General features: G+C 68.1%; 22 protein-coding genes. 9 read left to right on the top strand and 13 right to left on the bottom strand.

Annotated elements, in window-relative coordinates:
* Window positions 1-194 (bottom strand): hypothetical protein (locus tag D6M19_RS34590; protein WP_206428643.1); only part of this gene is annotated, 194 nt, incomplete at its 3' end.
* A gap of 36 nt (window positions 195-230) precedes the next feature.
* Here D6M19_RS34590 and D6M19_RS26325 point away from each other — a divergent pair.
* From D6M19_RS26325 to nei2, 4 genes are all read left to right on the top strand, one after another.
* Window positions 231-920, top strand: a complete 690-nt coding sequence (locus tag D6M19_RS26325) for a TetR/AcrR family transcriptional regulator (protein WP_123028222.1) — start codon at window positions 231-233, stop codon at window positions 918-920.
* 91 nt (window positions 921-1,011) lie between these two features.
* Window positions 1,012-5,547 carry an ATP-dependent helicase gene (locus D6M19_RS26320; protein ID WP_123028221.1) on the top strand — a complete coding sequence of 1,512 codons (4,536 nt, stop codon included), beginning with the start codon at window positions 1,012-1,014 and terminating at the stop codon, window positions 5,545-5,547.
* Between the two features lie 7 nt (window positions 5,548-5,554).
* Window positions 5,555-6,490 carry an SDR family NAD(P)-dependent oxidoreductase gene (locus D6M19_RS26315; RefSeq protein ID WP_123028220.1) on the top strand — a complete coding sequence of 312 codons (936 nt, stop codon included), beginning with the start codon at window positions 5,555-5,557 and terminating at the stop codon, window positions 6,488-6,490.
* 2 nt (window positions 6,491-6,492) lie between these two features.
* On the top strand, window positions 6,493-7,254 hold the full coding sequence (nei2, locus tag D6M19_RS26310; protein ID WP_123028219.1) for an endonuclease VIII Nei2: 762 nt from the start codon (window positions 6,493-6,495) through the stop codon (window positions 7,252-7,254).
* Here the strand turns inward: nei2 and D6M19_RS26305 are convergent.
* Together D6M19_RS26305 and D6M19_RS26300 are read right to left on the bottom strand one after the other, a co-directional pair.
* A complete protein-coding gene (locus D6M19_RS26305; protein ID WP_123028218.1) occupies window positions 7,251-8,351 on the bottom strand; it encodes a fatty acid desaturase family protein in 1,101 nt (366 codons plus the stop codon). The genes nei2 and D6M19_RS26305 overlap by 4 nt on opposite strands.
* 12 nt (window positions 8,352-8,363) lie before the next feature.
* Window positions 8,364-9,416 (bottom strand): ferredoxin reductase, encoded by a 1,053-nt coding sequence (locus tag D6M19_RS26300; RefSeq protein WP_123028217.1) that lies wholly within the window; start codon window positions 9,414-9,416, stop codon window positions 8,364-8,366.
* A gap of 70 nt (window positions 9,417-9,486) precedes the next feature.
* Here D6M19_RS26300 and D6M19_RS26295 point away from each other — a divergent pair, with 70 nt between their 5' ends.
* From D6M19_RS26295 to D6M19_RS26285, 3 genes are read left to right on the top strand one after another with little or no spacing between them, the layout of a single operon-like run.
* Complete coding sequence (locus D6M19_RS26295) at window positions 9,487-10,161, top strand: TetR family transcriptional regulator (protein WP_123028216.1); 675 nt, start codon at window positions 9,487-9,489, stop codon at window positions 10,159-10,161.
* 35 nt (window positions 10,162-10,196) lie between these two features.
* Entirely contained in the window at window positions 10,197-10,442 is a 246-nt protein-coding gene (locus D6M19_RS26290; RefSeq protein WP_123028215.1) for a hypothetical protein, read from the top strand.
* A gap of 13 nt (window positions 10,443-10,455) precedes the next feature.
* Window positions 10,456-11,241, top strand: coding sequence for an enoyl-CoA hydratase/isomerase family protein (locus tag D6M19_RS26285; RefSeq protein ID WP_123028232.1), 786 nt, complete (start codon window positions 10,456-10,458; stop codon window positions 11,239-11,241).
* On the opposite strand, the gene D6M19_RS26280 is transcribed toward D6M19_RS26285, so the two are convergent.
* From D6M19_RS26280 to D6M19_RS26255, 6 genes are all read right to left on the bottom strand, one after another.
* The gene (locus D6M19_RS26280) at window positions 11,210-11,980 is read right to left on the bottom strand and encodes an SDR family NAD(P)-dependent oxidoreductase (protein ID WP_123028214.1); all 771 of its coding nucleotides are present in this window, start codon (window positions 11,978-11,980) and stop codon (window positions 11,210-11,212) included. The genes D6M19_RS26285 and D6M19_RS26280 overlap by 32 nt on opposite strands.
* A 5-nt stretch (window positions 11,981-11,985) precedes the next feature.
* Entirely contained in the window at window positions 11,986-12,885 is a 900-nt protein-coding gene (locus D6M19_RS26275; protein ID WP_123028213.1) for an NAD(P)H-binding protein, read from the bottom strand.
* A gap of 2 nt (window positions 12,886-12,887) precedes the next feature.
* Window positions 12,888-13,847 (bottom strand): MOSC domain-containing protein, encoded by a 960-nt coding sequence (locus tag D6M19_RS26270; protein ID WP_164478698.1) that lies wholly within the window; start codon window positions 13,845-13,847, stop codon window positions 12,888-12,890.
* Window positions 13,844-14,704 carry a pseudouridine synthase gene (locus D6M19_RS26265; RefSeq protein ID WP_123028211.1) on the bottom strand — a complete coding sequence of 287 codons (861 nt, stop codon included), beginning with the start codon at window positions 14,702-14,704 and terminating at the stop codon, window positions 13,844-13,846. The genes D6M19_RS26270 and D6M19_RS26265 overlap by 4 nt, the downstream gene beginning before the upstream one ends.
* Window positions 14,701-16,446 (bottom strand): glycerol-3-phosphate dehydrogenase/oxidase, encoded by a 1,746-nt coding sequence (locus tag D6M19_RS26260; protein ID WP_123028210.1) that lies wholly within the window; start codon window positions 16,444-16,446, stop codon window positions 14,701-14,703. Before D6M19_RS26260 ends, D6M19_RS26265 begins: the two co-directional genes overlap by 4 nt.
* 82 nt (window positions 16,447-16,528) lie before the next feature.
* Entirely contained in the window at window positions 16,529-17,944 is a 1,416-nt protein-coding gene (locus tag D6M19_RS26255; protein WP_123028231.1) for an NAD(P)H-quinone dehydrogenase, read from the bottom strand.
* 102 nt (window positions 17,945-18,046) lie between these two features.
* Between D6M19_RS26255 and D6M19_RS26250 the strand changes: the two genes are divergently transcribed.
* A complete protein-coding gene (locus D6M19_RS26250) occupies window positions 18,047-18,520 on the top strand; it encodes a gamma-glutamylcyclotransferase family protein (protein ID WP_123028209.1) in 474 nt (157 codons plus the stop codon).
* 68 nt (window positions 18,521-18,588) lie between these two features.
* Here the strand turns inward: D6M19_RS26250 and D6M19_RS26245 are convergent, their stop codons facing one another.
* The 3 genes from D6M19_RS26245 to D6M19_RS26235 all read right to left on the bottom strand — a co-directional run bounded on the left by D6M19_RS26245 (window position 18,589) and on the right by D6M19_RS26235 (window position 22,035).
* The gene (locus D6M19_RS26245) at window positions 18,589-19,476 is read right to left on the bottom strand and encodes a type IV toxin-antitoxin system AbiEi family antitoxin (protein WP_123028230.1); all 888 of its coding nucleotides are present in this window, start codon (window positions 19,474-19,476) and stop codon (window positions 18,589-18,591) included.
* 208 nt (window positions 19,477-19,684) lie between these two features.
* Window positions 19,685-20,854, bottom strand: a complete 1,170-nt coding sequence (locus tag D6M19_RS26240; RefSeq protein ID WP_123028208.1) for an amidohydrolase — start codon at window positions 20,852-20,854, stop codon at window positions 19,685-19,687.
* The gene (locus D6M19_RS26235; RefSeq protein ID WP_123028207.1) at window positions 20,851-22,035 is read right to left on the bottom strand and encodes a M20 family metallopeptidase; all 1,185 of its coding nucleotides are present in this window, start codon (window positions 22,033-22,035) and stop codon (window positions 20,851-20,853) included. Before D6M19_RS26235 ends, D6M19_RS26240 begins: the two co-directional genes overlap by 4 nt.
* A gap of 38 nt (window positions 22,036-22,073) precedes the next feature.
* Between D6M19_RS26235 and D6M19_RS26230 the strand changes: the two genes are divergently transcribed.
* Complete coding sequence (locus D6M19_RS26230; RefSeq protein WP_123028206.1) at window positions 22,074-22,868, top strand: purine-nucleoside phosphorylase; 795 nt, start codon at window positions 22,074-22,076, stop codon at window positions 22,866-22,868.
* On the opposite strand, the gene D6M19_RS26225 is transcribed toward D6M19_RS26230, so the two are convergent.
* Window positions 22,814-23,941, bottom strand: a complete 1,128-nt coding sequence (locus tag D6M19_RS26225) for an AbrB family protein (protein WP_234835051.1) — start codon at window positions 23,939-23,941, stop codon at window positions 22,814-22,816. The two genes, D6M19_RS26230 and D6M19_RS26225, sit on opposite strands and share 55 nt — an antisense overlap.
* Window positions 23,942-23,996 lie beyond the last annotated feature (55 nt).

Here is a 23,996-nt window from a genome sequence, read left to right as displayed (position 1 = left end):
CGGATCGACTGACCCCCACACACCTGATCAAAAAACTCTCGACGAACTGACTTCGAAAACCGATATCCCTTCGGCACGACAACCTCCTCAAAATCAATGGATGTTGTCTTGACCGTATGAATCTGCCGCCACATTTCCGCAGTGGTTTCACGTTCGGCGCCGGCGAAACGAAGGCGGCTCACCCGCTGGTGCACACACGACGTTGTACACACGCAAATTAGACTGACCGGGTGTCTGCAGCGTCTGACGCTCTTCGCTCGAGCGGGTCACCCCACCGGCGGCGGCTGTCCCCCGACGATCGGCGGAGCGAACTGCTGGCGCTGGGTGCCAAGGTTTTCGGCGAACGCCCATACGACGAGGTCCGGATCGACGAGATCGCCGAACGGGCCGGCGTGTCCCGCGCGCTGATGTACCACTACTTCCCCGACAAACGCGCATTCTTCGCCGCGGTGGTGAGGGCCGAGGGCGACCGGCTGTTCGAGGCCACCAACTTCCCACCGGTCCCGGGCCAGACGATATTCGAGCAGTTGCGCTCGGGCGTGCTGGCGTATCTGCACTACGACGAGCAACACCCGCACGGCGCGTGGGCGGCGTACGTCGGCCAGGGCACGTCGGACCCCGTTCTTCGCGGCATCGAAGACACCGACAAGGAGCGTCAGATCAACCGGCTGCTCGGCCGGATGAACGAGAGGCTCGGCGGCGAACTGGACTCCAAGGTCGAACGCGACGTCCGCATCACCATGTACGGCTGGCTGGCGATGACCATGGAGATGTGCAGGCAGCGAATCCTCGATCCGTCCATCGACGCAGGCCAGATCGCCGACACCTGCGCGCATGCCCTTCTCGACATGATCGGGCGGGTGCCGGGTGTGCCCGCCGAGCTCACCGAGGCGGTCGCGGCCGAACAACGCGGGGCATGATCGTCGGGCCCTGCGCCGAGCGACCGTCGTTTTTGTCGGTGCCGGTTGGCACGATGGGCTAGTGAGCTTCCGAAGACCATCTGCTCCTCGCGTGCGCGGCCAGGACCCGCTCTCCCGGTTCAGCACGCTGACCAGGGAGTGGTTCACCGGCACCTTCGCGGTGCCGACGGATGCGCAGGCGCAGGCCTGGTCGGCCATCGCCGACGGGGACAACACGCTGGTCGTCGCGCCGACCGGGTCCGGCAAAACGCTGGCCGCGTTCCTGTGGGCGATCGACCGGCTGGCGGCCGAGCCCCGGCCTGCGGGGACGGGCACCCGCGTCCTGTACGTGTCACCGCTGAAGGCGCTGGCCGTCGACGTCGAACGCAACCTGCGCACGCCGCTGACCGGCATCACCCGCATCGCCGAGCGACGGGGGCTGCCCGCGCCGGAGATCAGTGTCGGCGTGCGCTCCGGAGACACCCCGCCCGCGCGTCGACGGGAGCTGGTCACCAAGCCGCCCGACGTCCTGATCACCACACCCGAGTCGCTGTTCTTGATGCTGACGTCGGCCGCCCGCGACTCGCTGGCGGCGGTGCAGACCGTCATCGTCGACGAGGTGCACGCGGTGGCCGCGACCAAGCGGGGCGCCCATCTGGCGCTGTCGCTGGAGCGGCTGGACCAGCTGCTGGAAAAACCCGCGCAACGGATCGGGTTGTCGGCGACGGTGCGGCCGCCCGAGGAGGTGGCGCGTTTCCTGTCCGGCCAGGCGCCGACGACGATCGTCGCCCCGCCCGCGGCCAAGACGTTCGACCTGTCGGTGCAGGTGCCGGTTCCAGACATGGCCAACCTCGAGAACAACTCGATCTGGCCCGACGTCGAGGAGCGCATCGTCGACCTGATCGAGGCGCACCGCAGCTCGATCGTGTTCGCCAACTCGCGACGGCTTGCCGAACGACTCACGTCGCGGCTCAACGAGATTCACGCCGAACGCAACGGCATCGAGTTGCAGAACGGCCCCAACCCGCAAGTGGGCGGCGGCTCACCCGCCCACATCATGGGCAGCGGCCTGGCTTCCGGTGCGTCACCGCTGCTGGCCAAGGCCCACCACGGCTCGGTCAGCAAGGAGCAACGGGCGCTGGTCGAGGACGACCTCAAGACCGGACGGCTCAAGGCCGTCGTCGCCACCTCCAGCCTGGAACTGGGCATCGACATGGGTGCGGTCGACCTGGTGATCCAGGTGGAGACGCCGCCGTCGGTGGCCAGCGGCCTGCAGCGCATCGGCAGGGCGGGCCACCAGGTCGGCGAGATCTCCCAAGGCGTGCTGTTTCCGAAGCACCGCACCGACCTGATCGGGTGCGCAGTGACGGTGCGGCGAATGCTGGCCGGCGAGATCGAAACCATGCGGGTACCGACCAACCCGCTGGACGTGCTGGCCCAACACACCGTGGCCGCGTGCGCGCTCGAGCCGCTGGACGCCGACTACTGGTTCGAGGCGGTGCGGCGAAGCGCACCGTTCGCGACGCTGCCGCGCAGCGCGTTCGAGGCCACGCTTGACCTGCTGTCCGGGAAGTACCCGTCGACCGAGTTCGCCGAGCTGCGCCCTCGGCTGGTGTATGACCGTGACGCGGGCACGCTCACCGCGAGGCCTGGCGCGCAGCGGCTCGCGGTGACCTCCGGCGGGGCGATCCCCGACCGCGGCCTGTTCACCGTCTACCTGGCATCCAGCGCGGACAACGAAAAGCCCTCGCGGGTAGGCGAACTCGACGAGGAGATGGTCTACGAGTCGCGGCCAGGCGATGTCATCTCTCTTGGCGCGACCAGCTGGCGCATCACCGAGATCACCCACGACAGGGTGCTGGTCATCCCAGCGCCAGGCGAGCCGGCCCGGTTGCCGTTCTGGCGCGGTGACGGGGTCGGCAGGCCGGCCGAGCTGGGCGCGGCGATCGGCGCCTTCACCGGCGAACTCGCCGGACTTGACCGCGAGACCTTCGGCGAGCGTTGCGCTGCAATGGGATTTGACGACTACGCGACCGACAACCTCTGGCAGCTGCTCAACGACCAGCGCCAGGCGACCGGAACCGTGCCGACCGACGCCACCTTCGTCGTCGAGAGGTTCCGCGACGAGCTGGGCGACTGGCGGGTGATCCTGCACTCCCCGTACGGCCTTCGGGTGCACGGTCCGCTGGCGCTGGCGGTGTCGCGACGGCTGCGCGAGCGCTACGGCATCGACGAGAAGCCGACGGCCTCCGACGACGGCATCATCGTGCGGCTGCCGGACACCGAAGACGCCCCGCCGGGCGCGGACCTGTTCGTCTTCGACGCCGACGAGATCGAACCGATCGTGACCGCCGAGGTGGGTGGCTCGGCGTTGTTCGCATCCCGGTTCCGCGAATGCTCGGCACGCGCGCTTCTGTTGCCGCGCCGGCACCCGGGCAAGCGGTCGCCGCTGTGGCATCAGCGCCAACGCGCCGCGCAGCTGCTCGACGTGGCACGCAAGTATCCGGACTTCCCGATCGTGCTCGAGACCGTCCGCGAATGCCTGCAGGACGTCTACGACGTGCCGACGCTGACCGAGCTGATGGGTCGCATCGCCCAGCGCAGGCTGCGGCTGGTCGAGGTGGAAACCCAGACACCGTCACCGTTCGCGGCCTCGCTGCTTTTCGGGTACGTCGGGGCGTTCATGTACGAGGGCGACAGCCCGCTGGCCGAGCGCCGTGCCGCCGCGCTGTCGCTGGACAGCATGCTGCTTGCCGAACTGCTGGGCCGCGTCGAGCTGCGCGAGCTGCTCGACCCACAGGTGATCGCCAGCACCGCAGCGCAATTGCAGCACCTCAGCGAGGACCGGGCGGCCCGCGACGCCGAGGGCGTCGCCGACCTGCTGCGAATGCTTGGGCCGCTGACCCTGGCCGAGGTCGCCGAGCGGTGCACCGCCGACGACGTCGGTGGCTGGCTGGAGGGGCTGCGCGAGGCCAAGCGCGCGCTCACCGTGTCATTCGCCGGGCAGACGTGGTGGGTGGCCATCGAGGACATCGGGCTGCTGCGCGACGGCGTCGGTGTCGCGGTGCCGGTCGGCGTGCCCGCGGTCTTCACCGAGGGGGTCGCCGATCCGCTCGGCGAACTGCTCGGCCGATACGCACGCACCCGCGCCCCGTTCACCACGCACGACGCCGCGGCCCGGTTCGGGCTTGGCCAGCGGGTGGCCGCAGATGTGCTGGGCCGCATGGCGATCGACGGAAAGCTGGTGCGCGGCGAATTCACCGATACCGCCGACGCCGGCGACCAGTGGTGCGACGCGGGCGTGCTGAAGATTCTGCGGCGACGGTCGCTTGCTGCGCTGCGGGCGCAGGTGGAGCCGGTCAGCACCACCGCCTATGCACGGTTCCTGCCTGCGTGGCAGCAGGTCGGGGCGGAGCGGGCCTCGGGCATCGACGGCCTCGCATCGGTGATCGATCAGCTGGCCGGGATACCGATGCCAGCGTCGGCGATCGAACCGCTGGTGTTCTCCGCGCGCATCCGCGACTACCAGCCCGCGATGCTCGACGAACTTCTCGCCTCGGGCGAGGTGACGTGGTCGGGTGCGGGCACGATCGGTAGCGGCGACGGCTGGATCGCCTTCCACCCGGCAGAGTCCGCGCCGCTGACACTCGCCCAGCCAACCGAGATCGATTTCACCGACACCCATCGGGCGATCCTCGATGTTCTCGGCGGCGGCGGCGCGTACTTCTTCCGTCAGCTCGCCGGGGCAGGCCTGATTGCCGGCTCGGCAGGCAGTGAAACCGACCAGTTCAAACATGCCCTCTGGGAACTGATCTGGGCCGGTTGGATCACCGGCGACACGTTCGCACCCGTGCGGGCGCTGCTCGGAGGCAGCGGGCGGCGATCGAGTCGGCCCGCACACCGCCAAGGCTCGCGTCCGCCGCGGCTGAGCCGCTACAGCGTCGCACACGCGCAGACCCGCGCCTCCGACCCGACGGTCGCGGGCCGGTGGTCGACGCTTCCCGAAGCGGAGCTGGATTCGACTGTGCGGGCACACTTTCAAGCCGAGCTGCTGCTCAACCGCCACGGCGTGCTGACCAAGGGCGCGGCCGCCGCCGAGGGCATTCCCGGCGGGTTCGCGATGCTCTACAAGGTGCTCACCGCGTTCGAGGACGCGGGCCGGTGCCAGCGTGGGTACTTCGTCGAATCGTTGGGCGGGGCGCAGTTCGCGGTCGCGTCGACGGTGGATCGGCTGCGGACCTATCTCGACGGCGTCGATCCGGAACGCAGGGATTACCAGACCGTGGTGCTCGCCGCCGCAGATCCCGCCAACCCCTACGGCGCGGCGCTGCCGTGGCCGGACGGTGCCCACCGGCCTGGCCGAAAGGCAGGCGCCCTTGTGGCGCTCGTCGACGGGGAACTCGCCTGGTTCCTGGAACGCGGAGGTCGCACGCTGCTCACGTTCACCGACGACGCGGATGCCCACCATGCCGCCGCGGGTGCGCTCGCCGACTTGGTAGGCGCACGCCGCGTGCAGTCGCTGCTGGTCGAGAAGGTCAACGGCGAACCGGTACTCGCGCCCGACGCGCAGGCCGGTCAGGCCGCCGTCGTCGCCGCGCTGACCGGCGCGGGGTTCGCCCGAACCCCGCGCGGGCTGCGGCTGCGATGATCTAGGCATGGCCGACCGCGTCACCACACAGTTCGGGTTCGAATCCACCGCAGCCGATGTCATCGCGGGCGTCGACCTGACCGGCAAGACGGCGATCGTCACCGGCGCGTCGTCGGGTATCGGCGTCGAAACGGCGCGGGCGCTGGCCGCGGCAGGCGCGTCGGTCACGCTGGCCGTCCGGAACACCACCTACGGCGATCGCGTCGCCGCCGCGATCCGCGACAGCACCGGCAACGGGAGGGTCGACGTCGGGGTCATCGACCTCAGCGACCTGTCAAGCGTCGCAGCCTTCGTTCGAGCCTGGACGGGCCCGCTCGACATCCTGGTCAACAACGCCGGGGTGATGGCGACGCCAGAGTTGACCATATCGTCCAGCGGACATGAATTGCAGTTCGCCTCAAACCATCTCGGCCACTTCGCCCTCGCCCTCGGGCTGCACGATGCGCTCGCCGCCGCGGAGAGTGCCAGGATCGTGTCGGTGAGTTCGGCAGGCCACCTGCGCTCACCGGTCGTGTTCGACGACATCGACTACGGGTTCCGCGACTACGACCCGTTCAGCGCTTACGGGCAATCCAAGACGGCCAACGTGCTGTTCGCCGTCGAGGCCACCCGACGATGGGCTGATGACGGGATAACGTCGAACGCGCTGATGCCCGGCGCCATCTTCGACACCAGGCTTGGCCGCCACGTCGGTGCGGGACAAGCGGTTTCGGCGATGAAACAACTCAAGGTCAAGACCGTCGAGCAGGGTGCGGCGACGTCGGTGCTGCTGGCGACGTCGCCGACGCTCGACGGTGTCGGCGGCCGTTACTTCGAGGACTGCAACGAGGCTCCGGTCGTCGAGCGCCGGGGCGCGCCGGGAAGCGGCGGGGTGGCCGCATACGCCGTCGACCCGGCGAACGCCGAACGGCTGTGGGAAGTCTCGCTTCGGATGGCCGGTTGACGATGCCCGAAGGTGACACGGTCTTCCACACCGCCGCCAAACTGCGCGAGGCATTGCAGGGAAAGGCGTTGACGCGCTGCGATGTTCGCGTGCCGCGATATGCCACCGTCGACCTGACCGGAGAACGGGTCGACGAGGTCGTCAGCCGCGGCAAGCACCTTTTCATCCGGGTCGGCCGGGCGAGTATCCACTCCCACTTGAAGATGGACGGCAGCTGGTGGGTGACCAGCATCGACCGGCCGAGCCACGCGGGCCACCGCATTCGCATCATCCTGGAGGCGGGTGATGTGCAGGCGGCCGGGATCGACCTTGGCGTGCTGGAGATCCTCGAACGAGCCGACGACGAGGACGCCGTCGCCCATCTCGGGCCCGATCTGCTCGGACCGGACTGGGACCCGCACATCGCGGCCGCCAACCTGGCCGCCGACCCGGATCGGCCACTTGCTGAGACCCTGCTGGATCAGCGGGTGATGGCGGGCGTCGGAAACGTGTACTGCAACGAGTTGTGCTTCCTGTTCGGACGCCTGCCGACGACGCCGGTCGGCGCGGTGAAGGACCCGTTGCGGCTGGCGCAGCGGGCCCGCGACATGTTGTGGCTGAACAGGTCCCGGTCGAACCGGACCACCACGGGCGACACCAGGCGCGGGCGGCAGCTATGGGTGTACGGGCGGTCGGCAGAGCCGTGTCGCCGGTGCGGTACCGCCATCGAGACGGATCGCACCGGCGACCGGGTGACCTTCTGGTGCCCGAACTGTCAGACCTAGGGCAGCGCGAGCCTGACGATCTTGCGCACCACCGTGCCGAACTGCTTGGGCAGCGACCCGCTGTTGTAGGGAATCCCGTACCGCTTGCAGATCTCCTGCACCTGCGGGGCGATCTCGGCGTGACGATGGGCCGGGACGTCGGGGAACAGGTGGTGCTCGATCTGGAACGACAGGTTGCCGCTGAGGATGTGAAAGAGCTTGCCGCCGGTGAGATTCGCCGATCCGAGGATCTGGCGGAAGTACCATCCGCCGCGGGTCTCGGCCTTCGTCTCCTCGATCGAGAACTCCTGGACGTCTTCGGGGAAGTGGCCGCAGAAGATGATCATGTACGACCAGACGTTGCGCATCAGGTTCGCGGTCATATTGCCTGCGAACACCCACGGCGCGAACGGCCCGGCCAGCAACGGGAAGGCCACGTAGTCCTTCAGCGTCTGGCTCCTGGTCTTGCGCCAGATCGCGTTGAGGATGTCGCGCTTCTCCGCGATGGTGACCTCGCCCGCGCGAATCCGTTCGGTCTCCAGCTCGTGCAGCGCCACGCCGTACTGAAACAGCACCATCAGCAGGAAGGCGTAGACCGGGTTGCCCAGAAAGTATGGGCTCCAACGCTGGTCCTTGCTCATCCGCAGGATGCCGTAGCCGACGTCGCGGTCCATGCCGACGATGTTGGTGTAGGTGTGGTGCATGTAGTTGTGCGAATGGCGCCACTGGTCGGCGGGGCATGCGGTGTCCCACTCGAACTTCTTGCTCGCCAGCGCGGGATCGCCGGTCCAGTCGTACTGGCCGTGCATGATGTTGTGGCCGATCTCCATGTTGTCGAGAATCTTCGACAGCCCAAGCATCGCGGTGCCCGCGAGCCAGAACGGCGGGAAGATGCCGCCGAAGAGCAGCGCCCGGCCGGCAACCTCCAAGCCGCGCTGCGCCTTGATGATCCGCCGGATGTAGTCGACGTCGCGCTCGCCGAGGTCGGCGATCACGCGCTCCTTGAGCGCGTCCAGCTCGCGGCCGAACGCCTCGGCCTGCTCGGGAGTCAGGGTGACGGTCTTGCCAGCGACCGTCTTCTGGAGCGTTTTCTGCTGCGTGATTGTTGGTGCAGTCATGATTGTCCTTTCCTAGAGGGCGATCTCGACGTCGCCTACGGGGGCGGACACGCAGATCTGCACGTCCTCCTCCTCGGCAGTTGAGACCGTCCCGGTGACGAGATTGCGGACAACGCCGCTGGTCTTGCGGCGGGTGCAGCTGTGGCAGATGCCCATCCGGCATCCGCTCTCGGGGGTGAGTCCGGCCTCTTCGGCCTGAGCCAGCAGCGGCCTACCGTCATCGGTGGCCACAACACCGCTGTCGGTGAACGAGATCCGGCCGCCGGTGGCCTGCGCAGGTGCGCTGAACGCGGGCGGGACGAAGCTCTCCGATTGCGCGTCGGGGACGTGTGCGCGGACCGCGTCCACCAGGGCGGGCGGACCGCAGACGTAAACGGCTTCGGGCTCGGGCATCGCGGCGGCCAGATGATCGGCGTCGAAGTGGCCGGTCAGGTCGCCTGCGCCGGCACGGGTGTAGCCGTGCATCACGTGCACTCCTGGCATCGCGGCAAGTTCGTCGGCGTAGCAGGCTTCTTCTGGGCTTCGCGCGTAGTGGATGAAGGCGATCTCACGATCGGATCCTTCGTCGCGCATCGTGCGCAACATCGACATCACCGGGGTGATACCGCTGCCGCCGGAGACGAAAAGGATCCGGGTCGGCCGCTCGGCAGGCAGGGTGAAGTCACCGCCGACCGAGTCGAGGCCGACGACCATTCCGGGCCGCGCGTTGTCGCACAGGTAGGTGGACACCAGCCCGCCGTCGTGGCTGCCGATGGTCAGCTCGATGTGCGTTGCGCCTTGTGCGCTCGCAGGCGAGTAGCAGCGGGTGCGGCGGCGCCCATCGATCTCGACGGTGAGGTTGATGTGCTGGCCGGCCACAAATCCGGTGAACGCGTGGTTCGGTTCCAGGATGAGCGTCACGCTGCGGGGCGTCTGGCGCCGCACCGCGACGACCTTTGCGCGGGCCTCGCCGCTGGTCCATGTCCGGTCCACTAGCTCGGTGTATCGGTCGACGCCGTGGGGGCCGGTCAGCAGCTCCAAAAGGGGCGACCGTCGCGCTCGGCGTGTCAAAGTTTGAGTGAACATGTGTATACCGTGCGCTAGTACACCTCGATCCGTCAATGGCATAGTGCCTGATTGTGGTATGTTTCACAGAGTGAACAGTCGTACGCCTAACTCACGTACGCGCAGATCAAGTCGGTCGCGTTCACGGGACACCCCTTCGCGCGAAGAGCGCAAGGAGGCCACCCGGCGCGCGATCGTCGCGGCTGCGCTTCGCCTGCTGGAGGATCGCAGCTTCTCGCAGCTGAGCCTGCGTGAGGTCACCCGCGAGGCGGGCATCGTGCCCGCCGCGTTCTACCGGCACTTCGAGTCGATGGAAGCCCTCGGCCTTGTGCTCATCGACGAGTCGTTCCGGGTGCTGCGGGACATGCTGCGCGGCGCACGCGCAGGCAAGCTCGACCCCAAGCGCGTCATCGAGTCGTCGGTCGACATCCTCATCGACGGTGTGAACGAGCGACGTGAGTACTGGCGGTTCATCGGCCGCGAGCGCTCCAGCGGGGTGACAGTGCTGCGCTACGCGATCCGCACCGAGATCCGGCTGATCACCTCCGAGCTGGCCATCGATCTGGCCCGCTTTCCCGGCCTGACGACCTGGAGCAGCGAGGACCTCAACATCCTGGCCAGCCTGTTCGTCAACTCGATGATCGTCATCGCCGAGGCCATCGAGGACGCAGGCGACCAGGCGTCGCTGGACGAGATCAAGCGCGTCGCCGTCAAACAGCTGCGAATGATCACCGTCGGTGTCACCGACTGGCGCAGCAGCACCTGAGAAATACCTGAGGACGCCTCGGCGTTGCTACAAGCATGAGATTCGCAATTTCCGCAGTCGCAGCCGGCGTTGCGGCGTTGGGTGCGTTGGGATTCGCGGCCGACGCGGGTGCCGCCCCGAGCGGCGTCGGCTCAGCGGCTGACACCGTGAAAGACCTGCAGGCCGACGGCTACATGGTCCAGATCAACGGGGCCGCCACCACGCCGCTGTCGGAGTGCTCGGTCACCGGCGTCCATCCCGGAACCACCGTCTATGTCGACATAGCGTGCCCGTCAACGTAATAACGTGTGGCTCATGCCACAGCTCGACCTGACCTACCCCCGTCCCGACATTGCCGTCGTTACGCTCAACCGGCCCGAGAAGCTCAACGCCTTGTCCTACGACCTGGTGGAGTCGCTGCATTCCGCCATCGACGACATCGCCGCGAACGGACAGTGCAGGGTCGTGGTGCTCACCGGCGCCGGGCGCGGCTTCTGTTCGGGACTCGACCTGACCGACTCCAACCCGCCCGGCGTCGGCACGGGACTTGAATTCCCGCGGTCGGGAATGCGGTGGCAGGAGCGCATCGCCGACCTGACAAGTCGGATTCACCGACTGCGGCAGCCGGTGATCGCGGCCGTCAACGGGCCTGCCTACGGCGGCGGCCTCGGCATCGCGGCCGCCTGCGACATTCGGCTCGCAAGCGAGTCCGCACGGTTCTGCACGCAGTTCATCAAGCTCGGGCTCGGCGGCTGCGACATCGGCGTCAGCTACACACTCCCCCGCATCATCGGGGCGGGCCCGGCGTTCGACATGATCCTCACCGCACGCGTCGTCGACGCGCAGGAGGCACTGCGGCTTGGCCTCGTCACCCGGCTGTCGGCGGATTCATCGCTGCTCGACGATGCGCTTGCGATGGCCGAAACCCTCTGCAGCTACGGAGAATTCGGGCTGGAATCCACCAAGCAGGTATTGTGGGCGAACCTCGAGGCGGCAAGCCTTGAGGCGGCGCTGCACGTGGAGAACCGCAGCCAGATCCTGGCTTCGACGGGCGGTGCCGTGGCCCGCTTCAGCGAGGAGTTCCGCCGCCGTCAGCGATGATCACCGAGCCGGTGATGTAACTGCCTGCGTCCGAACACAACAGGAGCGCCGGACCCACCATCTCGTCAGGGGTGGCCAGCCGTTTCAGCAACGTGCCGCCGCTGATTGCATCGACCATCTCCTGCGGGTTCTGCTGCATCATGTGCGTGTCCACCGGACCCGGCGCGAGGGCGTTGACGCGGATTCCGTGATGCGCGAACTCCGCGGCCATCGACCGCGTGAACGACATCATCGCCGCCTTCATCGACGAATACATGGACAGCATCGGCGAGAAGATGAACGCGCCGACGGACACCACATTCAACACCGCGGCGTGCGGGCTGGCCGTAAGATGCGGCAGCGCCGCCTGGACGAGGAACACCGGGCCCCGGAGGTTGACCTCGAACGACTTGGTCAACGCGTCGACCGTCATCGTGCCGAGAGGCTGCGCCAACGGGTTGGCGGCGTTGTTCACCACCACGTCGACGCCGCCGAACTCGTCGACCGTCCGTTGCACGAGTGCGCCGAGATCCTCGACCTTGCCGAGGTGCGTCGGCACACCGATCGCCTGGCCGCCGAGGTCACGCAACCGCGCCGCCGCCTGTTCGCATGCGTCGGGTTTGCGGCTGGCCACCACGACGCGCGCACCGGCGAGCACGAACCCCTCCGCCAGCGCGAGACCGATGCCGCGGGTGCCGCCCGTCACGATGACGGTGCGGCCGGACATGTCGAAGAGGCGGTCAAATGATGTGCGGTCCACGCCGGTCAGCTAAACACGTCGGCGTGCGCGGCCACGTACTGCTCCACCGTCTGTGCGGGGGCGCCGGTGATCTGCGCGACGTCGCCGGTGCTGCGGTCGTAGCGGCCCTCGCGGTGCAGCCGCGCCATGGTGGCGATGTGCGCCCCGACGTGCGCAGGCAGCCCCATCGGGGCCAGCACCCGATCTGTCCACTCGTCGAGCGACATGTCCTCCGCGGTCACCGGCCTGCCCAACGCACGCGAGTACTGCTCGGCGATCCCGTCGATGTCGAGGACTTCGGGTCCGGTCAGCTCGTACACCGCGCCTACGCGTCCTGCGGGATCGCCAAGCACGGTCGCCACAACGCGCGCGACGTCAGCGGCCGCGATCGGCGACGTCCGCCCCGCGCCGAACGGCAAAACCAGCACACCACGTTCACGGATCGAGTCCGCGGCCAGCATGGTGAGCAACGGATTCTCCATGAACACCGTCGGGCGCACGTGGACGGCAGGCACCCCCGACCAGTTCACGATGTGTTCGGCGAGCCAGTGCAGCCGGTGCTGCTTGGATTCCGAGGTACTCGTCAGCGTCATCTGCGACACGGTCATCTGCGACATGTTCACGATCACCTCGACCGGCGCCGCCTCGAGCGCGACCGCGCAGACGATGGACGTCGCCGTCAGGTAGTCCGGCGAGACGCTCATGTTGAAAAACATCCGGTGCACGCCTGCCATCGCGTTCGCGACGTCCTGCGGGTTGGTCAGATCGCCGACGACTACCTCGGCGCCCATCTCGCGAAGGGCGGTCGCCCGGTCGTCGTCGCGGCGCACCATCGCCCGGACGGCGCTCCCGCCATCGCGGAGCAGCCCGACCACCTGCCGGCTGACGCTGCCTATGCCCCCGCCGGCCCCGGTGACCAGGTACATGGCTAGTCGGCCGCGAGCGCGGCGGTCATCATCTCGACCATGGCGGCGAGCGCGCCCTTGCGAGGCGCAACCCGCTCGAAGCGGATCGCGTCGCCGCGGCGCACCACACCGGGCGTGACGACCTCGGCATACGAACCGGCACAGGGGAATTGACCCAGAGCGCCCATCTCCTTCATGTTGACGGCTGCGACCGTCTTGAGGATGCCGGAATCCTTGAGCAGGCCAGGCTGCGGAAGCGTCGTCATCACGCAGCGCGGCGTCGGCCCGACGATGTGCACGACGACCTGCTCACCGATGTGCAGGTCGCAGCCGAGCCAGTCGTCTTCGTCGCCCGGCTCAGCGGAATCGTCGATCAGGATGTTGGGCCGCATGCGTCGTGGATCCCAGCTGCCGTCGGGATGCGCATCGGCCAACCGCCGCAAGGTGCTGGTGGCAAGCACATGCATGGCGGCCAGGTCCAGCATCGTGCCCGGCGCGGCCATCGCGACCGGGATAGCCATGAAGCGGTCGCCGTCGCTGTCGGCCGGCTCGGTGGCCATTGCCTCAAGAGCGTTTTCGCCAAGGCCTTCCAGCTGCGGGATCAGCTCGTCCAGTGCCACGCCCTCCGGCGCCGTGCTGACCAGCCGCACCTCGCGACCAAGCAGATCCGCCACCCGGCGCGTCAGCTCGGCGCCGTCGTCGTCACCGGTGCGTACCGTGGCGCCGTCGGGGAAGGTGACCTCGACCGGGGGCGAAGCGCCGTCGATGACGGGTGCGGCGAGGAATCTTGCCCGGCAGTCAAGAAGCGGACCGAAGCGTCTCGGCCGCTTGGCGCTGGCCAACCGGCCGGTCTCGACGTCGACGAACCCGTATGCACGGTCACCCGCCACTCCGCCCGCGCCCAGCAGGATCTGATCGACTTCCTCGCCCTGCATCGACTTGACCGGGTACTGCCACAGCTTGCCAACCGATATGCCCGTCATTGGTCGATACTGCGCCGGCTGACAAATCGACGCAAACATCCGCTGATCGGGTCCTCGAACTCGATGCTGTGCGCCAGCAGTTGCAGCGGGGTCGAGAAATCGTCGCGCGCGACGTCGATGACGTTCGGGTACAACGGGTCTCCGATGATCGGCAGGCCAAGCGAGGCCATGTGTACCCGCAGCTGATGCGTGCGGCCGGTGCGCGGCGTCAGCCGGTACAAACCGTCGCCGAGCCGCTCGATGAACGTCTCCGCATTGGGCTCGCCGGGCTCTTCGAACGCTTGTAAACGACCGCGCTCCTTGACGATTCGGCTGCGGAGCGTCAACGGGAATTCCAACGACGGGTCGACCGCGGCGCTCGCGAGGTAGGTCTTGCGCACCGCGCCCCGCGCGAACATCGTCTGATACGCGCCCCGCATCTCGCGTCGCGCCGTGAACAGCAGCACGCCGGCCGTCAGCCGGTCCAAGCGATGAGCAGGCGACAGCTCCGGCAACTCGAGCTCGCGCCGCAGCCGCACCGTCGCCGTCTGCACGACATGCCCACCACGCGGCATGGTCGCCAGGAAAGGCGGCTTGTCGACCACCACGATGTCGTCGTCGCGGTAGCGCACCGGAACGTCGAACGGCACCGGCACTTCCTCGGGTAAATCCCGATACAGGTACACATGCGAATTGGGCGGCAGCACGGTGGCGGCAGTCACCACGTCTCCCGCGGCGGTGACGACCTCTCCCGCAAGCACTTTCGTAGCGGCGGCGTCACCGAACCGATCCGCCAGCTCGACCAATACCGCCCCGCCGCGCAGCCGCACCCGCGCCGGGCCCACGCCGTCCCTGTCGGGCAACGGGGCACGGCTCAATTGAGCGGCACCGGCTCGAGGATCTCGGCGCGCGCCTCGGGCGCGGCGGCCCGCAGCGCATCGGCGGACTCGTCGTCGGGCTGCTGCTGCGACTGAACCTCGGCATCGACCCGCGCGATGTAGGTGTCCACCTCGCGGTCGACGTCCTCGGGCGTCCACCCCAGGACCGGCGCAACGACCTCGGCGACCTCGCGGGCGCAGTCGACGCCGCGGTGCGGGTACTCGATCGAGATTCGCATGCGGCGGGCCAGGATGTCCTCGAGGTGCAGCGCACCCTCCGCCGCGGCGGCGTAGGTGGCTTCGACCTTCAGGTATACCGGCGCTTCGGTGATCGGCGACAGCAGCTCGGGCTGGCCCTCGGCCATCGCGAGCACCTCGCCGATCAGCGAGCCGTAGCGGTCGAGCAGGTGACGCACCCGGTACGGATGCAGCCCGTACATCGACCCGAGGTGTTCGGTCTGGTTGATCATCGCGAAATAGCCGTCTGCACCCATCAGCGGCACCTTGTCGGTCACCGACGGCGCCACCCGGGTCGGTACGTACTCGCTGGCGGCGTCGATGGCGTCGGCCGCCATCACCCGGTAGGTGGTGTACTTGCCGCCCGCGATGGCGACCAGCCCCGGCGCGGGCACGGCGACCGCGTGCTCACGCGACAGCTTCGAGGTCTCCTCGACCTCCCCCGCCAGCAGCGGCCGCAGCCCGGCGTACACACCGTCGATGTCGTCGTGGGTGAGCGGTGTCGCGAGCACGGTGTTGACAGTGGTGAGGATGTAGTCGATGTCGGCCTTGGTGGCCGCGGGATGGGCCAGGTCGAGATTCCAGTCGGTGTCGGTGGTGCCGATGATCCAGTGCGTGCCCCACGGGATCACGAACAGCACCGACTTATCGGTGCGCAGGATGATCGCCACCTCGCTGACGATGCGGTCGCGCGGCACGACGACGTGCACACCCTTGGACGCGCGGACACGGAACCGGCCGCGCTGCTTGGACAGCGCCTGGATCTCGTCGGTCCACACCCCGGTGGCGTTGACCACGACATGGCCGTGCACCTCGGTGACGTCGCCGTCCTCTGAGTCACGGATCTTCACGCCGGTGACGCGATCGCCCTCGCGCAGCAGCGCGATCGCCTGGGTCGACGTCCGGACAACCGCCCCGTAGTGTGCCGCGGTGCGCGCGACGGTCATCGTGTGTCTGGCGTCGTCGACGACGGTGTCGTAGTAGCGGATGCCACCGATCAGCGAACTGCGCTTGAGGCCCGGCGCCAATCGCAGAGCGCCCGCCTTGAACAGATGCTTCTGTGCGGGAACGGATTTGGCGCCACCGAGTTGATCGTAGAGAAAAATGCCTGCCGCCACATACGGCCGCTCCCACCATCGGTGGGTCAGCGGGAACAGGAACGGTAGCGGCTTGACCAGATGCGGCGCCAACGTCGTCAGCGACAGCTCGCGCTCGTGCAGCGCCTCACGCACCAGCCCGAACTCGAGCTGCTCGAGATAGCGCAGCCCGCCGTGAAACATCTTCGACGAGCGGCTCGATGTGCCGGAGGCGAAATCGCGGGCCTCGACAAGGGCGACCTTGAGCCCGCGGGTCGCGGCATCGAGGGCGGCGCCCGCGCCGACCACACCGCCACCGATGACGACGACGTCGAACTGTTCGCTTCCGAGCCGCTCCCACGCCAGTCTGCGCTGCTGCGGGCCGAGGAAGGTCTGCCCGCTACCCAGACCGGGGATCGGGTCGCTCACGCAGGACTCCTCTTGTTACTCGTCAGTACGTACCCAGGTTACGTGGTCTGGGAGGTCTGGTTGGCTCCTCGCGTGCCCATCATCAGTCGAGATCGTCGTGCGCCATCAGCCTGCGGGCCGCCTCGACGATCGACCCGGACAGGCTCGGATAGACCGAGAACGTCTCGGCGAGATCGGTCACGGTGAGATTGTTCTGCACCGCCATCGCGATGGGCAGGATCAACTCCGACGCGATCGGGGCGACCACCACACCGCCGATCACCACGCCGGTGGCGGGTCGGCAGAAGATCTTGACGAAGCCGCGCCGCAGCAGCGACATCTTCGCCCTTGCGTTGGTGGTGAGCGGCAACATCAGCGTGCGCGCGGGCACCGTGCCGTCGTCGATCTTGCTCTGCGGCACACCGACTGCGGCGATCTCCGGACGGGTGAAGACGGCGGCGGCCACGGTGCGCAAGCGGATCGGGGAAACCCCTTCGCCGAGTGCGTGGTACATCGCGATGCGACCCTGCATGGCGGCGACCGAGGCCAGCGGTAGCAGGCCGGTGCAGTCACCTGCCGCGTAGATGCCTGCCGCCGTTGTCCGCGAAACACGGTCCACCGGTATGTAATTGCCGCCGCCGAGTTCGATGCCCACCTTCTCCAGCCCCAGCCCGGATGTGTTGGGCACCGAGCCGACGGTCATCAACGCGTGGCTGCCCGCGACGGTGCGGCCGTCGGTCATCTTCACCACGACACCGTCGGCTTCGGGGGTCACCGACTCGGCCCTGGCGTTCTTCAGCAGGGTGACGCCGCGGTCGGCGAAAACCTCCTCGAGGACGGCGGCGGCGTCGGAATCCTCGTGCGGCAGGATCTGGTCGCGGCTGGCCACGACGGTGACCTTCACGCCGAGCTCGGTGTAGGCGTTGCAGAACTCCGCACCGGTGACGCCCGACCCGACGATGACCAGATGCTCGGGCAGGTCGGTGAGCTCGTAGAGCTGACGCCAGTTGAGGATGCGCTCACCGTCGGGCTCCGCCCCCGGCAACACGCGCGGACGGGCACCTGTGGCGATCAGCACCACATCGGCCTTCAGCACGCCGACCTTGCCGCCCGATGTGGTGACCTTCACACGGTGCTGGGCCATGCCTGCCACGTCGTCCACGAGCTCGGCGCGGCCCTGCACGACGTTCACGCCCTCCCGCAGCAGGTTGCTGCCGATGTCGGCGGACTGCGACCTGGCCAGCGTCTTGACCCGGCTGTGGATCTGCTCGATCGATATCTTGGCGTCCTCGATCGCGATGTCAAAGCCAAGGCCGTCGGCGCGGCGCAGTTCGGTGCGTACGCCGGTGGAGGCGATCAGCGTCTTGGACGGCACGCAGTCCCACAGCACGCATGCGCCACCGACACCGTCGTCCTCGACGAGGGTGACCTCGGCGACGTCGCGTCCGCGGCCTGCGGCGACCAGAGCCGCTTCATAGCCCGCTGGGCCGCCGCCGATGATCACGATGCGGGTTGCCACCGCCACAGGGTAGCTTCCCGCGTCGCCTCGCTCCTGCTCTCCGGACCTAGCCAAGCGCGCCGTTGAACGCCTAGCCCCGCAGCGAAGCCTTAGGCTGCTCCCGTGCCGATTTACGCCGCCTACGGATCGAACATGCATCCGGAGCAGATGCTGGAGCGGGCACCACACTCGCCGATGGCGGGGACGGGATGGCTGCACGGCTGGCGGCTGACCTTCGGCGGGGAGGACATCGGCTGGGAAGGCGCGCTGGCCACCCTGGTCGAGGACCCGCTGTCAAAGGTGTTCGTCGTCCTCTACGACATGACCGACGCCGACGAGCAGAACCTCGATCGCTGGGAGGGCGCCGAGTTGGGGGTGCACAAGAAGATCCGCTGCCGGGTGGACCGGCTGTCGTCGGACACCACCACCGATCCCGTGTTGGCCTGGCTGTATGTGGTCGACGCCTGGGAGGGCGGGCTGCCGTCGGCGCGCTATCTCGGTGTGATGGCCGATGCCGCCGAAATCGCCGGTGCGCCACAGGAATACGTCCGCGATCTGCGCACCCGCCCGGCCCGCAACATCGGCCCAGGCACGTAGTTCTGTTGCACCGCGAGCGTGCGTGTTTGTACGCGACACGCCGTGAATTGCGGGCATTTCGTGCACATTCACGCGGCGCGAGAGCGACGCAATTCGACGTCGATGCGCCCGACGAACTCCCACGGCCGATATCTCACGTCCTCGAAGACGATGGCGATCACCGTCCATCCGATATCCGCCAACGCCGCCCGCCGCCTGCGGTCCCGCTTCATCGCCTCGGGCCCGCTGTGCCAGTCCATACCGTCGTACTCGACAGCGACCCGCTGACCGGGCCACGCAAAGTCCAAGCGCCTAAGCTCACCGTTTCCGTCGACGACTTCGTACTGCAGCTCCGGTGTCGGCAGGCCACCGTCGATCATCGCCAGCCGTGCTTCGCTCTCCATTGGCGACTCCGCCCGCGCGTCGGCCAGCGCAATGAGGTTCCTCACAGCCACGATGCCGCGACGGCCAGCCTGCTCGATCGCGGCACGCCAGATATCGGCGCGGCTGCACGTCCCGCTGCGCAGCGCCGCATCGAGCGTGGCAAGTGAACGCGGACGCTGCAGGCTGCGCGCGACTTCAACCGCGGTCCACGCAGGCGATGTGACGCGGCGTCCGTCGACCAACACCAGCGGCGCACCATCTCGACGATGGACGACCAAGCCATCACACGGTCGCAACTGACGACGTGGCGGATTGAGCACATGTAGGTCCTGGGGTTCTTCGGTATCGAATCCGTGCAGTGCGGCGGCAGTACCGAGGCACACGGGCACCTTCGTGCCGCACGAGAGATCCAGACCTCGAAGCCGGACGAAGTCGTCGGCCTCTCCGCGACAGTAGATTCCATACCAAATCCGCTCCAGCGCGCCCGTTTTCAGCTCACGCTCGAAAGCGCGCCTGGAAGTCAGCGTCAAAATCTGGCCGCTCGTCGCGACCCCGCCTTGGTCGGCAAACAATCGTTCCAATTCTTCGTTCATGACGAGATCGTCTGCGCGCGCCATCGGGTGCGGTAGCGGTCAACCTGTCAGCGGTGGATCAATGTCGAACTGTGCACAACCCCCGCACCGCGAGGGTGCACGCTTGCACGTAGAACCGCGGCGTGTCGTGTACAGACACGCACGCTCGCGGTGCGAGGGGAGCTGCTGCGAGGGGAGCTGCTGTGAGGGGAGCTGCTGCGAGAGCCAGCTAGAACTGGGCGGCCTGTTCGACGACGTTCACCATCGTGCGGACGCCCACCGCGAGCGCGCGCTCGTCGATGTCGAATGTCGGCTGGTGTAGATCGAGCTGTGGGCCACGGCCCGACCACACGCCAAGCCGCGCCATCGCGCCCGGCACCTCCTCGAGATACCAGGAGAAGTCCTCGCCGCCGCCCGACTGCCGGGTGTCGGCCAGCACATCGGGCCCGATGCCCTCGATCGCGTGGGTGAGGATCCGCGTCGAGATCTCCTCGTTGACCACCGGCGGCACCCCGCGCTTGTAATGCAGCGTGTGCTCGATGTTCAGCGGCGACAGCAGCGAGGTGATGGCCTCGTCGACGATCGAATCCAGCGTCAGCCAGGTATCGCGGTTGGCGGTGCGGACAGTGCCAGCGAGTATGCCGCTCTGCGGGATGGCGTTGGCGGCAACGCCCGCGTTGACGGCGCCCCACACCATCACCGTGCTGGTGCGCGGGTCGATGCGACGCGACAGCACACCCGGAAGGCCGGTGATCAGGGTGCCGAGCCCGTACACCAGGTCGCCCGTGAGGTGCGGTCGCGAGGTGTGCCCACCCTGGCTGTGCAGCGTGACCTCGATGTGGTCGGCGGCAGATGTGATCGGCCCGGCCCGCACCGCGACCCGTCCGACGGCCAGCCGCGGATCGCAGTGCAACGCGAAGATACGTGACACGCCGTTGATCGCACCCGCCGCGATGGCGTCGATGGCGCCGCCGGGCATCAGCTCCTCGGCGGCCTGGAAGATCAGCCGCACACCGACCGGCAGCTCGGGTACGGAGTTCAGTGCGAGCGCCGCGCCGAGCAGCACCGCGGTGTGCGCGTCGTGCCCGCAGGCGTGCGCGACGTTGGGAACCACTGAGGCGTAAGGCATTCCGGTGCGGTCCGACATCGGCAAGGCGTCCATGTCGGCGCGCAGCGCGATGCGCTGGCCGTGCTCTGGGCCGAAGTCGCAGACCAAACCGGTGCCGCCGGGAAGCACCTTCGGGTTCAGCCCGGCGTCGGCCAGCTGCGATGCGACGAACTGGGTGGTGGCGAACTCCTGTCGACCGAGCTCGGGATGGGCGTGAATGTGCCTGCGCCAAGCCACCAGGTCGTCGTAGTGGGCGTCCAGCCAACCGTCGGCCGCTTCCGCCGGCGTCATGACGCAACCCGCTTGGCCGCAAGCGCGAGCACCCGGTCGCGTTCGTCGGCCGTTTCGGCCAGCGCGACCACCGTGCGGGCCAGCATGATCGCCCCTTCGCAGACGGCCTTGTCGCCGCTGGGACCAGCCGCCGCCCTTGCGAAGCCGGGCTGGTGCACCGATGCCCCTTCCGCTTCGACTCCGACAACGGGGTGGATGCCGGGCATTACCTGCGTGATGTTGCCCATGTCAGTGCTGCCCAACGGCACCGCGGCCTCGAACTCCTCACCAATCGGTTCTCGGCCGAGGCGAGTCATCTCGGCGCGGAAAACGTCGGCAAGCCACCTGTCGGGCGCCAGCTCGTCGTATGGCGGCTCGGTCTGCGCTATCTCGTAGTCGCAGCCCGTTGCGACGGCGCCGGCGAGAAAGCAGTCGGCCATCCTGCCCTCGAGGTGGCGCAGCGATGCGGCGTCGGTCGCACGCATCAGATACAGCAGGGCGGTACGGGCCGGAATGACGTTGGGGGCCTGGCCGCCGTCGGTGACGATGCCGTGCGCCATCTCCCCCGGCGCGAACTGTTGACGCAAGAGCCCAATCGCCGTCTGCGCCACGGTGATCGCGTCGGCCGCGTTGACACCCAGATATGGCGCGACGGCGGCGTGCGCCTCGCGGCCACGGTAGGTGACTTCGACTTCGGACGCCGCGAGCGAGCGCGCACGCGCTATGTCGATCGGGCCGGGGTGCAGCATCACCGTCGCGGCGATGTCGTCGAACGTTCCGGCGTTGAGCAGCAACACTTTTCCGCCACCGGACTCCTCGGCGGGTGTGCCGAGCAATACGACCTTGAGGCCGAGCTCGTCGGCCACCTCGGCCAGCGCAAGCGCGGTGCCGACGGCAGAGGCGGCGATGATGTTGTGGCCGCAGGCATGTCCGAGCTCGGGCAGGGCGTCGTACTCGGCGCAGATGCCGATCACCAACGGGCCAGTTCCGAACTCGGCGCGAAACGCGGTGTCAAGGCCGCCGGGTGCGGCGCTGATCTCGAAGCCGCGCTCTGCGACCAGCGCCTGGGTCTTGGCGCAGCTCTTGAACTCAGCGAACGCCAGCTCAGGCTCGGCGTGGATGGAGTGCGACAGCTCGATCAGGTCGCCACTACGCCGGTTGATCGCGTCCTCGACGCTGACGGCGGCGGTGGCGGTTGGCATCTTGGCAGTATCTCACTGACAGCTAAGCTGCTTGTACTGTGACCGATCCGGACGCTGCAGCGCAGCAGGCCGCGGCCGCGATCCGCGAGCGCACCGGCGTCGACGAGTACGACGTCGCCGTGATTCTGGGCTCCGGATGGGCGCCTGCGGCCGCCGAGTTGGGGGCGCCGACGGCAGTGGTGCCGGTGGGCGAACTGCCCGGCTTCACTCCCCCGACCGCCGAGGGACACGGCGGCGACGTCATCTCGGTGCGGACGGGCAATCACCGCGTGCTGGTGTTCGTCGGCCGGATCCACGCCTACGAGGGGCACGACCTGCGTCATGTCGTGCACCCCGTGCGGGCGGCGTGCGCGGCCGGTGTGCGGACGGTGATCATGACCAACGCCGCAGGTGGTTTGCGGGCGGATTTCGTGGTCGGACAGCCGGTGCTGATCAGCGACCACCTGAACCTGACGGCCAGGTCGCCGCTGGTGGGGGCGCAGTTCGTGGACCTGGTCGACGCCTACTCGCCGCGGCTGCGCGCGCTCGCGCGCGAGGTGGAACCCGACCTCGCCGATGGCGTCTACGCCTGCCTGCCGGGGCCGCACTACGAGACGCCAGCCGAGATCAGGATGCTGCGCACGCTCGGGGCCGACCTGGTCGGGATGTCGACGGTGCACGAGACGATCGCCGCGCGGGCGGCGGGCGCCGAGGTGCTTGCGGTGTCGCTGGTGACCAACGCCGCGGCGGGGATGACGGGCCAGCCGCTGAGCCACGAGGAGGTGCTTGCCGCCGGCCGTCAGTCGGCGACCCGCACGGGCTCCCTGCTGGCCTCGGTGATCTCGCGGCTCTGACCGCCGAATCGCTCGGTCATCCTGATCACGGCCCGCGCCAGCAACGGCGCGGTGAACAACATCAACAGGATTCGCACCACCTGCGCGGCGATGACGAAGGTCACGTTCGATCCCGTCTCCACCGCCGTCGCCAGCACGGCGTAGACACCGCCGGGGCTGGTGGCGAGATAGCCCTCCAGCGGGGTGAGGCCTGCGACATCGGCCAGCAGCACACCAAGGCCCGCGGTGGCGACACCGAGCACCACGATCAGGGCGATCGCCGCGGGGAGCATGCGTCCCACCGCGCGCAGCGTGTCGCGGGTGAAGGCCACCCCGGCCTGCCAGCCGATGAACATGTAGCCGGCCTGAACCAGAATCATCGGCACCGAGAGGCCGAACGACAGCCCGGTGACTTGAAGCACGATGGTCAACGCCATCGGCCCGAGCAGTCCCGCCCCTGGCATCCGGATCAGCCGGCCCCCTGCCACGCCGACGACGATCAGCACCGTCATCATCGCGACGCTGAGATACCAAGGTGCCGAGCCGGTTTGACTGCTCAACTCGGCATGGTGGGACTTGTCGGCGTGGTAGACGAGCGTGACAACCACCGGCATCGACGCGGTCACCAGCGCCACCCGCAGATACTGCACCACGGCGACGACGCGATCGTCACCGCCGAGTTCCCGCGCGATCGCAACCAAGCCCGACGCACCACCGGCGACCAGCGCAAGGGATCCGGTGAGAGGGCTGACGTCGCGGTGCAACCCGAGCAGGGCGCCCGCGGCGATGCTGAGCACAAGCGTGGCGACGGCGACACCGAGCACAATGGGCCAATCAGTGCGGAGTGCATTCACCGCATCGCGATCGACCATCGTCGCGATATAGACGCCGAGCACGCCCTGGGCGGCGATGCCGATCGGGCGCGGCACCCGCTTCGGGGCCAGTGCGGGCAGCGCCAGGGCGATGCCGACGATCAGCGCCGCGAACAGCGCGGCAGAGGGAACACCGACGATGGTCAGCGGGACGGTGACCGCAATCGTGATAGCGACCAGCAGCACCCATCTGGATGCTTGGATCAGTCGCTCTCTGCTCACTATGTCAAGTATGCCCTTAACAATATTCGCACGCAACGCTGCTTTTTTGTCATGA

The organism is Mycolicibacterium stellerae, from assembly GCF_003719305.1.
Classification (GTDB): domain Bacteria; phylum Actinomycetota; class Actinomycetes; order Mycobacteriales; family Mycobacteriaceae; genus Mycobacterium; species Mycobacterium stellerae.
The sequence above is the reverse complement of the archived record's forward strand: the minus strand, read 5'-3'. Positions and strand labels throughout refer to the sequence as shown.